This window comes from Aeromonas sp. S12(2024) (assembly GCF_041402305.1).
GTDB lineage: Bacteria > Pseudomonadota > Gammaproteobacteria > Enterobacterales > Aeromonadaceae > Aeromonas > Aeromonas veronii.
Genome location: NZ_JBGLRB010000009.1, coordinates 1 through 14820, shown reverse-complemented (window position 1 = coordinate 14820; position 14820 = coordinate 1). Strand labels below are relative to the sequence as shown.

General features: G+C 52.7%; 5 protein-coding genes. All 5 read right to left on the bottom strand.

Annotation, left to right across the window (positions count from 1 at the left end):
* Positions 1-80: 80 nt before the first annotated feature.
* Positions 81-1625, bottom strand: coding sequence for a phospholipase effector Tle1 domain-containing protein (locus ACB035_RS10355; protein WP_371167219.1), 1545 nt, complete (start codon positions 1623-1625; stop codon positions 81-83).
* A gap of 107 nt (positions 1626-1732) precedes the next feature.
* Positions 1733-5953, bottom strand: coding sequence for a SpvB/TcaC N-terminal domain-containing protein (locus ACB035_RS10350; protein ID WP_371167218.1), 4221 nt, complete (start codon positions 5951-5953; stop codon positions 1733-1735).
* Between the two features lie 50 nt (positions 5954-6003).
* Positions 6004-9555 (bottom strand): neuraminidase-like domain-containing protein, encoded by a 3552-nt coding sequence (locus ACB035_RS10345; RefSeq protein WP_371167217.1) that lies wholly within the window; start codon positions 9553-9555, stop codon positions 6004-6006.
* Positions 9552-12053: a hypothetical protein gene (locus ACB035_RS10340; RefSeq protein WP_371167216.1), complete on the bottom strand. Its 2502-nt coding sequence runs from the start codon at positions 12051-12053 to the stop codon at positions 9552-9554. Before ACB035_RS10340 ends, ACB035_RS10345 begins: the two co-directional genes overlap by 4 nt.
* Positions 12046-14604 carry a Tc toxin subunit A gene (locus ACB035_RS10335; RefSeq protein ID WP_371167215.1) on the bottom strand — a complete coding sequence of 853 codons (2559 nt, stop codon included), beginning with the start codon at positions 14602-14604 and terminating at the stop codon, positions 12046-12048. The genes ACB035_RS10340 and ACB035_RS10335 overlap by 8 nt, the downstream gene beginning before the upstream one ends.
* Positions 14605-14820 lie beyond the last annotated feature (216 nt).

Below are 14820 nucleotides of genomic sequence, written 5' to 3'. Positions count from 1 at the left end.
TAGTGAAGAGGCGCTATCTATCTCTTGATGCGCGAGAACCGGCCACTCAGATACGATCAAGCCGAAACTGTTCGCAGGGTTCAGCGATCCGTTGATCGATTACCGAGATGATGGCGCTTCTCAAGTTCCCACCGGTGGTTGGCACCATTCACAAAACTGGCATCGGCACTATGGTGCAGGTATGTGAATCGTAGTTGGCGATAAGCCTCGCCCAAGATCTCATTTCTTAGATCTCTAACCACGCCCCCCTTCACCGCAGCAAATTGCCATCGCGTAGCTAACCTTGACAGAATAGGGCTATTTTCCCCTTTAGATGGAGAGTTGAGAGCCAGGAAACTACTTTCCTCATTCCAGGGATTGAACGGAACACCCACTGATCGTGCAGCTTCAATCATCATGCGCAGCGGGATACGCGAATATTCCCCTTCCACTACACGGTACAACAATACCTCAACAGTCACTTCCCAAGCGTAAGGGGAGGCCAGCGTAGGCTGATGTCTCCTGGCCACAAGCAGGTTCACCTTGCCAAGTAAGGGGGGCGTGTCCAAGGAGGGGAGGACGGCAATGCCATTTGCCCAGCCTTGTACAACTTTGTTGCGGGCATATTCCATCGCCTGTCGGTAAGCCAAACTCGCCGTCAGGCGAGTTTGGCTGGTTTCGATACTTATAAAACGTTGTATCACCTTCCCCTCACTCAAGGCTGGATGTGGGTTGGCATGATTGATCTCATCTCGACTGTAGTAACCCCCTCCAACATCCGAATGAGAGCCTGGCAATATCACTTCGGTAAAGTGAGGGGAAATGTGCTTCCCTTCCCCGTCCTCACTAATACGTGTTAGAGCAAAGAAATGACGCGACTCATCCCCTGCAACCAGATGTACCACTCGCTCTGCACAATCTGACTGCAGGGTTAAGTGGCGCCTTCCCAGCGGAGAGGCACATACAGTATCAAATATACCAATAAAGCGAATACGGCATTCCGCAGGGTTAGACCAATCAAAACCTTCCCTGAGACGTAGAACACGCTCGCGGGTCACTGCTTTAGCCAACGGATGTTGGGTACGCCGATGGATTAAGTTAACAAACTGGCGAGCAGCGGAAGCGCCGCGGCTGAACCCAAAAACATCAAACTCAATGCGGTCAATTACCCCAGGAGGTGATAATCGCTGTTCTAACTGTTTTCTTATTTGTTCAACAATACGTTGACGGCAGGCTCTCATCATTTTGCTATAGCTCGATGTTAGCCCTATGTCCAACGCGAGCCCCAATAGAAAATTGCGGCGGCCTGGAGCGGTACCGATGCCATCGAGATAGACTTTCACTGTAAGTTGATCGCTGGTATCAGTTGAGTACATGGCATACGCCTTGGCAATATTGCTAAGCGCGCCTAGCGAGCTGCTCACCTCATTCAAGCCAAACGAGCATTCGGTACGGGGAGCTAAAGACGTGTCACTACATTTGGTTAGCAGTGCATTAACAAAATTCATATTCTGATGGTGATTGGTCAGACTGTTCCCTGTGCCATCAAAAAACAACCCCACCCTTAGTGTGGTGTAATTATTTTCCAATGGGGGGGGCTGTCGACAGGTGGGCCCTGTTAACGGGGTGTATTTATATTCATTCATATGAGGATACTACTGGTCATGAAATGGTATTGAAATTCAATGCAGGTGAATATAAATGATCTGGCTGTGGCCCCATAAAAATAATCAATAGGGCCACATAGGGTTTATTAGTGGATAGGCGCTAGTCGTTTATACGCAGTATCATTTTCATCTTCTTTCACCACGTACCAAGCGTGATAGGTGATCGTTGTTTCATCTTTCATTGCATTCACACGTCGTATTTCACGGTCAAATGCGTCATAAAATACCGAATGTCCCACCAATCCCTCTGTTGACCGAGTATAGGTATAATCTACTGCGTCATAGGGAAGATAGTTTTTGATGATCTTCCCGTGAGAGGTGATGAGCGCCTTGTGGGTGATAACCCAGCGTTGAGGCGTCACTCTTTGTGTGCTCTGGATCGTCTTACCCTGCCCATTGGTATAATGCAAGGACACTCGTACCGCTGCTGGCTGGCCAGTCTGAGGGAAATTCTCCGCCTGCAGTGTTACAGTGTAATTTGGTGTTCGCTGGGCCGCCATCAGCGCTTGATAATGGCTCGTGTTGAAGTCAGGACATAGCCGAGTTATCTCAATGTTCGACAACCAGCGACAACGAGCCCGAATCGCACCCTTGTCGGTGATAAGTCGGGCATTCAACAATTGTTCCCATGCTCTCCCCAACTGCTCTTCTGTGACATGCCCCATCCAGCTCCACTGTTCATAACAATGTACACTGGCATATCCCTCTATCTCGCGCTCAGGCGCGACTAAGCATACCTTTGGTTGTTTATTGGTAGCGTTACGCTCGACTGGATTAAACCCGACTCTGGCGCCTTGCTCTGTTCCATACACTGTGCGGAGCTCTACTTGCCCCAATACATTAAACTGGATTTCTTCCTTGTTCCCATTGATGTCCTCCAGGCAATGAGGTCGTAGCATATCTAGGTCATAGCTAATCCTTTGTGTTCCCCCCAACGCATTAGTAATGGTGGTGACAAACAGGTTGTTACTGTCGTAGCCATAGCGGGTTTCCCCAGCCAAGCGGGAGACATGTTTATTAACTCGGTATCGCTCAGCCAGGGGGCCGTAGTGTGCTTGCAGACTGGGCGCCCACAGTAATTCTCCCCACGTACTGAGGTCTGTGGGCTGTTTCGGTAGTTTTACATATCCGCCTGTCGTGGTGAGTTTACTTTCCAGCCCCCCCCTTGTTTCCCCTGTTGTTTCAGCTAATTTGTCGAGCATCGTCATTGTCAGCTCTGCACTGTACACCTCAAACAGCAAGCCTTCAGCAGTAGCCTGACCATGTGGTAATGGAACATTCAGCGTGTCTGGCGATGTGTAATAGTGACGGCTGCTGGCGATGAGTGCGCTACTGCTTGTCGTTTTCCAAAATTGGCGCAATTCATCTGCACTATACAGTGCACCTTCCGCTTTTGCGGGCAGATTATTGAGCTGTATACTCTTCTGCTCGGTTATCAGACCCAATCGTCGTTTGTTCGCCTCCTCTATGTGTACGTAGTCAGTGACCTGTAGTGTCACCCTCAATTTTGTTTGTGCCAGGTCCACATACGGAGTTTTACCTGTCCGTCGTGGGTATTGGAGCTGAGCAGACACAGTCGTAAATCCATAATTGTCCTTCACCAAAGTGAGGCTGTGAGCGCACTGTGGGTCAGTTGGGGTGTCTTCATAGACCCAGTTTACCTGTTCCCGCTCATAGCTCTGATATACCTTGTCTGTTGCTTGCTGTATCTGCTGGACGCAATAGCGTTTTGCGCTGACTTGCGCCGGATGGTGAGAATGTTCACCTGCGGTTGAACTATAAAATTCTTGTCTCAGCAATTGTCCAACCAGACAACGGGCCATATCTGATGTCCCTGTGGTTACCTTTCCAGCTAGGTCAAGGTATTCGGTGCCCGCGAAACGGCCAACCATTGGGTCATGGGTCGATACATCAATCAGATTTTCATCACCTGGTCGACCCGTGTGGAACCACGACTTCGTCAGCAAGTCTGGCCGATTTCCCCCCGGCTCACAGCTGGTTTGCTGCACGAACCCAAACCCGTTAATTTGACGCTCTTCAGGATCGTAGAATCCTCTCCGGTAAGACCAGCGTTGATAAGACGTTAGGTTTGATATTTCATCAAGCAAGGTCAGTTGATGGAGTAAGTGGGAGGGAAATGGCAATAAGTTTCGCTGCGGGCTATTGGCCTCTTTGCGCTCATCCAGCCACTCGTGTGCAGAACTGCGGTAGGTCAGTACTTGCTCGGCCCCCATATTGTTATTGATACGTTGCAGTAAATAGGGGGGGGTTCCCCTGCTGGGGTCCAAAACCCAGTGACGCAACATCGGCGTTCGCTGGGAGACCACAACGCAAGATGTCCCCATCCCATACAGATCGCTAACACTGAGATGGCAAAGGGCATTCCAGACCAGTCCTTCTGGCCAGGTGATGGCCAGTGGGGTATCAAAACCGTTGCCATGACGGTTTCGCCACACATACAGCCCTTGGGGGTGGGCATACAGCACATCTACCGCGCCCAATCCATCCAAATCAGCCAGGAACAGGTACTGGACATCAAAGCTGCTAGTTTGAATGGCATCGGGCATTTTCAGCGTATGCTGGATAACATCTCCCCACTGTCCATGCCCCAAATTGGGCCAGCATGTCAGCTCACCATATTTCACTTGCACCAGATGTTGCTGCCCTGACCCCATGACATCTGCAAACGCGGTCAATGATTGCTTGTCGCCGAATGAAGAGGCTAATCCTTTAGGTAGACCCATAGTTGTGGGAGATGCATACCCTTGCGTTCCCGTAGAGGCATACAGGCGAATGCTGTTTGGGCCCAGCATCAGCAAGTCTGCCAAACCATTTCCAGTCACATCTACATAAAGGGCATCGGAATGGCCCAGTTCAGTAGGCAGAGCCTGATAGGGAATAAATGAGCCCCACCCTCCGTCCGCTGTCCGAGAAATAAATCCCTGACATGGAAGGGTGCTCACGTCATATTCAAGCAGTCCATCACCGTCCACATCTTTCAGTTGTCCCCCTTGGATATGTCCTATCGGGGCGGGCTCCTCATACTGAACCTGGTGTCCTCCAGCCTGTGCAACAACGCTGTTGACACGCCGATAGTGATGACATTCACCCTCACGTATCAGGATCCCAGGAATGCCATCACCATATAAGTCAACCAACTGGTATTGGTCGTGATTGAGCCCTGCATCACCAAACACACTTTGCTGGAAACGTGCTTGTGTTAAATCAAATGCGCTGTATTGTAAGTCTGTGGGGGGCAGCTTTTGACTGACCTTCCGGTTCGCATATTGACGAAAATGCCGAGTAGAGACAGCCACCAGTTGGCTGACATAGTGACTACGGTCATACTCAAAGGCCAATTCCTGCAAGGGCAGACGTTGATCCGCTTTACATCGAAACAAGATTACGCGGCAGCAAAGCAATGGGGTAACACATGCAAACCCAGGATGAAAATGCCAGACCACATCCCCTCGGCGAGGGGGGGACGGCGTGCCTGGAGCAAGCGTTGGCCAGCCATCGCCATCATCTTGGTATTCGCCATAATCCAGCGCTAGCTGAAATAGCCATTGTTGCTTCAAAATGTCTTCATTCGACCGTGTCAGGCACCATGGCTGATTATCGGGAACGTGGTTACCCCACCACACGCCCGCCAGCATGGGTGTTGTGCTCGCACCGTCATACGGGTCCTTTCGGTAAGTGTAATAGATATGGTCACCATTAAGTGCAACCTGTTCTTGCAAATACCACGCAAAGATCTTCTGTGGCACGCCATTTGCGGCACACTGCCCCATCGCGGTGAAACCAAAAATGGATGTCATGCCATCACTGTTAACAGACGACCAAAACTGTTTGTCATCTTTTTGCCAACGTTCCAATTTGAGTTGATGATCGTCATGGCGAGGGCGATAACGCGTCACTGTCCAGATAGTGCCGTTTAGGTCACGTGTGGTGGATGGCAGGATGGGCACAAGTTCATCCCCCGAAGGCCCGACAAATATATCCTGGTCGTCATAGCGAGGACGCTGTTTGTTTGTTCTGCGCTGGATTGTGGGTAAGTTGAGTTTCCCCCCCAAACCGAAGCTTCCGTTACCCTGCTGTGAGCTCAGGTGCAATGACAGTGCATGCCCCAAACGATGTTGTACGTCATTGGGTAGTGCAAATGAGATAGACGCCTCCCCTTTTTCAACCACCGGGGTCACGTTGCTGGCAATGTTACTGGTATTACCGCCCCCCTTGGGAAGGTTGGGATTAATGGTCTGGATTAAAGGCGCAGAGACCCCGTCAATATTACTTTTGTGAACACTCATCACATAACTCCAATAATATACTCCCGGCTTCCCGGGAGCATACACATGACTTAAGCCGATTTTGCAGTATAACGAATATGGATGATGACGTCGGTCAAGCTCGAGAGCAGTGATTTCAACTCGTCACTTGGCTTCACGTGCCACCCAGGGAAATCCAATTCCCATCTTGAATCGACCCCCGTGCCTTCAAAAGGCAAGTAGCGCGGGTCATTAAAATCCAACTGAAACAAGCCACTGTCATCCATGCCTTGTGATATTGCTACTTGTTGGCCATGACGAATATTTGTAATCGACTCTGTATTACTTACAGTCAATTTGTTATATGACTGCGTTAATGTCGCACTTATATTTTGATAGGGTTTTAGCACCGCAGGGAATGACAGGCTAACGGTTTTTATTTGTCGGCAGACATGATTGGGGTAATCATCATTAAATAATGATTCCGCAATTGCGAACGAGATCTTTCCTCTCTCTTTTAGCGTCCTAATCGCATCTGGTTCAATGGCTTTCAGTGATATCGTTTTGTGTATCTCCAAACGACGTTGATTGCGCATCAGGTAAGCGGCATCCATACGTTGCATATCTGCGTACAAGGCTTCAGCGCTCAACAGCCCGAAAGAAGATGTGTCCCAATGGTTGCGACCAATGTATTGTTTCTGGAATGACCCGGTTTCCAGTTGGTAGGCTTTTTCTGTCTGTAGACACAAATTCATCACTTCGTAGTACACTTTGTAGCACATCGCTTTTAACTGGGAGGTCATCCATGTACACATCTGTGGCGTGGAGAAGCGACGCCCCAACATTTGCATTTCTACCTCAGTTTGCGCCATTTGAGCCTCGTGGCGGCGCAACTCCGCAGTAATAATCTTACTTTGTGCCTGGGCGGCCTTTTTATTTGCCTCCTGAATGCGCTTTTCATCTTGTGTTTGAGCCAACAATTGAAGCCACTCTTGCATACGTCTTTCATAACTGGCGTGCCGCTCGGTGGCCGCAGCGGCCGTGGCTACGCCTGTCCCCCCTGCACTCAGGCCATGGCCTATCGCATTGGAGATCCCGGCATACTCCATGCCACCACATGCAAGCCCAAAAATATTCGGCATAACAGAAAGAGCACTGCCTACCGCAAATGCGACGCTAGCTCCACTCATAAGCGCGCCAGAGGTGATGCCCAAATCGATAGCCATTTGCTCTTGGCTTGAGATCCCCTCCGTGACCAGCTTCTGGTAATAGGCGATCCGCTGCTCAGTGCTGGCAACAGTGGCCGTCCACACCTTTTCGGTCTCTTTTTGCTGTATTTGCTGCGCGAGCAGCACCTCTTTTCCCAAGGCCGCCAACGCTTGCTGAGTCTGGTACTGCTGATTGAGCTGACTTTCGCTGTCTTGCCGCTCCAATACGTTTTGTAATCGCTGTCCCAGATTAGCCAATTGGTTTAAATAACCGTTCGTCAGGTCTCGCAAGACGACATAACGATAGTGCGGGAAGGTGGCGATTTGCGTACTTGACAAGTTGTTGAGCGATTTCCCGGTCGCTGCCATATTACGAAGCTGGGTTGACGATATTGGCGCGTCAAGTAGTGGTAGACCCAACGGTTTACCATCAATATCTTGACTGCGTCGTAACGTACCAAGACGTGTTGAAAGCTTATTCCAGTGCTCCAGCAACGAGTTATCGGCAGGGCGATAAAAAGACCCATTTTCGTCAGCGCTGGGCGCTCGTACCTCCCCCAGCGTGGATAATGGCGTGGGGGCGGTATAGGGCAGTACTGGCTTCATGCCCATCAGTTCCTGTGCGGTCGTATACCACATTTTCGCTTCTCTTAAATTCTCTCGGGTTGGCTGTCGATAAAGTGCATCGCCCCGCTCAATGAGACACTGGATATAGCGACTCACTAACAGTTTCTTGTAGTGAACCGGATACAACCGGGCAAGATCATCAGGGTCGTTGAGGGCGAATACCCAAGGAGATGGCTGACTTTTAAGCGCAAGGACTGGCCATTGGGCATCGCCCTCTTTGGAGGGGTCAAACAGATAGGCATACCACGCCAGAGCCTCATCATATTGTCTTGCCTGTTGGTACGCGTTGGCGATCCTGAGCGGGAGGTAGAAGAACACCTCCCAGAGGTAGCGTCCGAATGGACCGCTGAAATTGGCCGCAGTTTTTGGCGTGTAGGTGAGGGGCGCGAGCGTGATGTTACCCAGAGATTGCCCTTGCAGTGCACACACCGGGAGGTCGAATTGCTGGACTTTGGCGATCTCTTGATAGTGTGGGTGATGCATGATATCCCGCAGGTTGGGTGCATAAATAGCCTCTGCCTGCCATGTTAGTGCCCCTCCTTGTTGGCGACGGCATACCAGAAATTGTGCCTGCGCATTCTGACTGGTGTGAGAAGATGGCAAGCCAACATTTTTATTAAAGAGAGCTTGCAATAATTGATACTGCCCATCGCCCACTGTCATGGGGGCCTGCTCACACAAGGCTTGCTTGGTGCCAGGGAACAGGTTAGCCAATTCAGCTGTGGGTCTCATCATCACGCTCAGCCAAGGCGCATTGCTGCGAATTGTCAACACGCGGGGGTAGTTGTCTCTTTCTCGCAACTTAAATACGATACCGCCTAAATCGGTCTTGTTTCCTTGAGCAACGGCACCCAGTATCTTGAATGTGGCCGTCTCGGAAGACGCTGGGTCTTCCACCCCTTGCGCATTAATTGCCATTCCTTTCCAGGGGAAAGTTTGTAGGTGGTAGAACTCGCTCCAGTTTCCTTGGCTATCCTGTTGAGTATAGGTGATCCGAATATTATATTCCGGAAACGAAACGAGGTTGGTGTCTCCCCCCTCTTTTTTTGCAATATTCTCTTTCTCAAAGCAAAACAGATACAGCCGACCTGATCCCTGAAACAGGCAGCATGCCAAGAGTTCGCTGGGTTTGGCGGTCAGTGTGACATTCAGTGGCTGCCAGGGTTCCCAAGCGACAGGTTGGTATTCTGTTGGATGATGTTTTACCTTGCGTAAATAAAGATCTTCGCTTTGGCCACGAGCATACCCCAGATGATAGGTATACTCGGGGACAAACTGCTTGTCTGACCCTGTATTTTCTGTGGATATCCAGAGTGTTTCGATATCCAGTATTTTGTTGAACGACTTGGTGTATTCGCTCATAGCCCTTGACAAGATTTGTCCGGAGAGTTTCCCTTGCGATAGTGCCTCATCCAACCGCTGATATGCGGTCGACGAGTCTTTGAACATCCCCGGCTCGATAAATTGAGAGGGAAAGAGTGCGATGCGCTCATTGGCCTCCCAGTAACGGTAGTGTTTGAGTTCTTCCCACTTTTTCTTTAGCTTTTCCAGGTCCTTAATGCCGTGTTCTTTCTCTTGGTTATATATTGCACGGCTGATAAAAAGTTGGTGAGAGCCGATGGCTTCCATTAGACGAGTTGTCTTGACTTCAGCATGTACATTCACATCCAGCAACAGGTGTTGATAGATATCCTCTTTGTTTATGATGCCTGGCACTGGGGAATTGTTGAGATAATAATGACATAGTGCCGCGCTGGTCTGTTCATCCAGCGCTCCATCAATTTGGTTTAGCAACGCTTGGCCGTTCATCTGATATTTCCTTGAAATTTGTGAAATTGCATGGTGTCACGCAGGGCGACCGCAGCTTGTTGTGACATGGTGGATTCCCCATTTCTGGCATTGAATATCAAGACCAAAAAGTTGGCAGGGATCCGCAGATCCTTACTCAGCTGGATAAGTTGATAAATGTGGAGGCATTCACTGAGACTGCGCACTACCACCGAGCCTCCCAGCTCCAGCACCAGGCTCGTCAGTTCTAAGTCGTTGATGCCCAGCAGGAGGGCGACCGTGTTCATAGGCAGCCCCTGATCCAGAGCTGCTTCCCATTGGGCAGGGTTGTCTCGCACCATATCATCGAGGATTACCAATGAGCCGAGCCAGAGCACCAGCACATCACGATCACTTTCTTTCAAGCCGATAAGTTCCGGCCTTGTAACAATTTTGTTGAGAAAGGTAGGCCTCAGACTCAACGGTTTCACGAGCTCAATGTATCTACTCAGATCGTACAAGATCGCCACCACTAAACTGTCATGCCCCTTCTGCACAGGCGCACCTTCACTCGCATTGTGCAGGAGATGCATTACGGTATAGTGAGCAAGACCCAGCCAATTGAGCAGCGGAGTCATGAACTCAGCCGGCAGTGCGTCCTGTAAGGCAAGCCTGATTAACGCATTGTGCTGTTGCTCACCAGCTTGTTTGATGTAATTTTCGATGGCATGTTGCTCGGTCTGCAACAGTGTCTGTATTGCCCTGGCTTCGGGAGACCCCTTTGCGATAAGCGCTTGGGTGGTCGGGTGGGCATTGAGTTGCGTTGAGAGTGAGAATGTCGCCAACTGGGGCAGCGTCAATTTGATGAGCCCTGTGGCATCCGTCGCTCCAGAGCTCATACACAGCGGCCACCAGTCGATGGGAGACAGGCTGCTGTCCAGATCTTTTAGCATGCGGTTTACTTGCGCTACCTGCAGGTGTTGAATGGCGATTGGTTTCACCAACGCGGGCTGCACAGCGGCCTTCCACTCTGCAATTCGGGTGTAATAAGCCTCAGTCTGTAGCAACGGCAATCCGTGGCTGGGAGTCAATATCTCTGTGAGCCAAGCGATGGACCATTGCCGCTGTCGGGACAATTTCAGAAACTCGTATACGGTAGCGATATCTCTTATGGACCAGCCTCGGGAGGTACTCAGCAGCCCCCATAGCCCATCGAATGACTCAGGAGCGAGCGTGAGGGAGGGCAACAGAGCCATCGTCATCAGTCGGTACCACATGTCGTTGGGCGTTGCGAGCGAGGTAGTCAGCCACTGGTACCACGATGTAAAGTCAGCGCCCGCCAACTGCCACTTCCGGAGCAACGATACGGTAGTGAGTATCTTGTCGGGGTCATCGAGCAATAGTGCGATGGCAAACAATTCGTCGAGTTGACGATAGCTGATGGCCATTTGTCGCTGCAACAAGACCAGCATCTCCATCCGTTGCAGGGTCTGCGCGTCCAGTGGTTGTCCGTCACGCACCAACTTCCAGCGAGGCTGGACGGCTGTTGGTGTGACTTTTTGCTTGCTAATCGTGGCGCCATAGCCAAGGTTAAGCAGGTAGGCCGGTGGCAACCCCAGCACCGAGGACTGGGGGGGCTCTTGCAGTAACATATCCAGTTCGTCTTCGGAGATTGCCAGGTCGCGGATGACGGTGTCAATGGTGGTGTCGGCGAGCTCCACGATCCGGGTCAGGCGGGCGGCGTGTGCCGCGTCTGCGGTCAACACCGCCCAGTGGTCGCTGCGTTGCTGCACGTAGAGCCCTGATAGGGTATCGCCCGGTTGCGCCATGCGCAGAAGAAAGGTGTCTGCCGCCTCCGGTACTGGCACAAACTCAAAGATTTTGCGGTCGGCCATAGCGGCATTGGTTATAACATGTCGATTAACCCCCTGCGTTTGCCACCCCATATACCCCTTGTCACCATGCAGGTGGTATTTACCCGCCGAGCCGGCAATGGGCAACAGGCTCCATAGCTGGGGTTCTTGGTCAAAACGCGCCCTGCCAAGCGTGTCGGTGCCCAAAACACCGGTCTGGGTCTGTAACCTTACCTGCTGCAAGGGCCGCACGCGCACGCAAGTGGCCTGGGTCGGGTCGACGACCAGATCGACCCCATTGTCGGTCTTGCAGCGTACATAGCGGTCATGATAGGTGCTCCCAGGGTCTTTCATACGCAGCACAAATGCGTCTGCCGCCTCCGGTGCGGGCATAAAGTCAAAGATTTTTCGTTCGCTCAACGGCGCATTGGCGCGAATCAACGCTGCATCCTTCCATCCCATATACCCCAATGGACACTGCAGGTAAAACTGATTGGCTTCGCCGGCGATCGGCAGCAAGGTCCAGGGCCACCCCTGCTCGCTGGACAGTTGTTCGCCCCAACCATTGCTAGCGCCTCCCAAGATGCCAGATGGGGTATGCAGGAGTACTTTTTGGGACGGGGGGCTGGCGAACGGGGTATCTTCCGCCGTCAGGGACAGTGGGTGAACGTCAATCATCTCATGCATGGTGGTCGTGCTCCGGTTGAGAGGTGGAAGGGGTGGACAAGGCGGCTGCATCGGCAGGGGGCAGCAGGCAATCAAACAATTGCAGGTCGGCCAGTTCGCCGTGCCACTCGCCGCTGCCCAGGCTCAGTAATTGCTGGCCACCCAGCGTCAGGGGATAGGGCATGGTGACCGGACATTGACCATCTACGCTCAGTTGGACGGAGTCGGTATCGATGTTGAGCTGCAGCTGATGCCAGCGAACGTCGTCCGGGTCGTGGGGGGGGAATGGCAGTGCCAATTCGGTTTGCCCGCACAACAAGAGAGTGAGCGCCTGTTCGTCGACGAGCAGGGCGAAGGCGTCGGCATTCATAGAGATCTGCTTGAGGCTCAGCAACTCCCCGGGATGGTCGGTCCGCCAGCGCAACGTCAGGGCACAAGGGGTGGCCTTGAAGAGGGTGTCCAGACAGAACAGGGTTTGGCCGGTCAGGTGCAAGACGGGATGCTCGGCGTTGAGCGAGGGAACAAAGGTGGGCTCGGCCGTGTGGCGAGAGAGCGTGCGCAAGGTCAGCTCACCCGAGGTATCGCTCAGGGTCTCGGTCAGCGGCCAGCAGCGGCTAGGTGTGGGGGGCTCGGGTGGGAGACACGCGGCGACGACACTCGGGGGCATCCCCTGCTGGCTGGGGCGGGGAGGCTGAACGGTGGCGGCGTGCCATGGCCAAGCGGGCAATGCGCTGTTGCTGCGATAGCCCTGGGCATCAAAGCCATCCCGGTTGGTGACCAGACCTCCCTCAATCTGGGAGTGGGTACCATCGTGCCAGAATACCCGGAAGTGATTATCTTGTCCCAGAGACTCCGCCGCGCTGACGGTCTTGGTCATGGGCAGGCCGTAGTGGCTATTGGGGCGGTAGCCGGATTCATCGACCCCTAGCTCGCCTTTCAAGAAGCGCCAACTCGTACCCTCCACTTCATGCGCGTATAGAGCGTGGCTATTGTCATGCCAGAAAAACAGTGTGTACTGACGTGTGATAAGCAGGGTCGCTACCAGCCGCTTCCCTCCTGTGGGGTATTCCGTCATCGCGGAATTGGGGCCGGCATTCGTGAGCTCTCCCCCACTGTTCTCTATGATACCGACACTAGACGTGTGATCAGCCCAGAGCAGCCACACATTATGATGATACGGCCGGAAGGTGGCAGCGGCCAGAGTTTTGCCCGCCGGCCAGCCGGTCAGGGTGTCATTGCGCCTGCGTCCCTGTGCATCAAAGCCATTGCGCGCTCGATACCAGGTATTCTCGGTCTTGCTGTAGAGAGAGTGGGTGTTGTCAGGCCAAAAATAGAGGGTCTCACTGGCAGTCAAGTTGAGCTCGGCCACCGGGGTGGCCAGTGCCAGCAGGCGACGCGCGCTGAGAATGTTCCATTGCAGGGGGGACAATCCAAGCTCAAACCGAGGAGAGTTCGTGTCAATCTTCCAGTTGGGTATCTCTTCATTGGCGCGATAGCCGTCCTTATCATACCCCTCCCGGTCCTTGACCAAGGCATAGTTGCGCAGTTCGGAGTGCGTGCCATCGTCCCAGAACACCTGGAGTGAGCCCGCTGTTCCCATGTATTCAGTCGCGCTGACGGTCTTGGTCATGGGCAGGCCGTAGTAGCTATTGGGGCGGTAGCCGTCTGCGTCATAACCGTCGATACTTTTTTTAAAGATCTGGGAATACCCGCTGTGGGTACCATCTTGCCAAAAAAAAAGCCGCAGAGACTCATCAGGCATGCCGACCGCCACCAGCGCCTTGCCGGTGGGGTAGCCAGGCCAGACGTTGCTGATGGGCACAGGGGCGGTCACGCTGACCAGTTGCGCATTCGCATTGCACGTTACCTCGCTACAGGTGTTGTCGCTCCAAAACAGCATCAGGGCACGTTCGCTGCTCGCTCCGTTCCTGAATGCGGCAGCCAGCGTCTTGTCTTGCGGCCAGCCAGAGATTTTTTTATTTAAACGCCGGCCTTGCGCATCGTAATCTAGTTGATCGGTATAAAAGGTCTTGTCAGCGAGCCGATAGCAAGAGTGTGACGTGTCATTCCAGAAATAAACCTGCTCGACGGCATTTAGCCTCAAGACAGCTATCGGCGCAGGCCGTAGCATCAGCTTAGAGGGGGCACCCAAAGTGACATTCACCTGCTGATAGCTAATTCCGTGCGCGCGCAACGCCAACTGGATGAACTGGTCATGTCGTTGAAAGAGTGAAAGTAAACTGGTTTGTGGGGAGTTCAGTGCCCTCTCCAGCCCCTCCAGGTCGGTGAGGCCGCTCTCTTTTTGTATTATCGAGGCGGCAAGAGCCTGATTGGCTAAGGCGAGTGTACTGACCTCTTCATGCATGGTTGACTCGGTCAGGGGGAGGAATGCAAGGTCTGGGCGGCGCTGCTGGAGCCTCCCCTCTTTACCTCCCGTCAGCCTATAGAGTTCCGCGAGGTAGGCCGCGGGAGAAAGCCGGGATTGCAGGCTGTCCGGATGGACAAATTCCATGTCGGTCGCTTGCCGTTGCACAGCGGGTAAGTACTCGCCATCCGCCTGATTGGTGGCCAATGATGTTGGCCTTAGGGCTGGAATGGCAAGCGTGCAGGGTTCAAAGGGGGCATCGGTTAAAAAGGGGGTATCAGTGAGTGCTCGCCTCATTAGAGTCCTCTCGTATGGGTAACGAATGCGATGGGCGGCAATCTGCCTATTGGGGTAAATTGCCGCGTTGTTGTCGTTGTGGTGCGGCGAGTGGCACGCAGTACATAGACATGCGCAAGGTGAGCC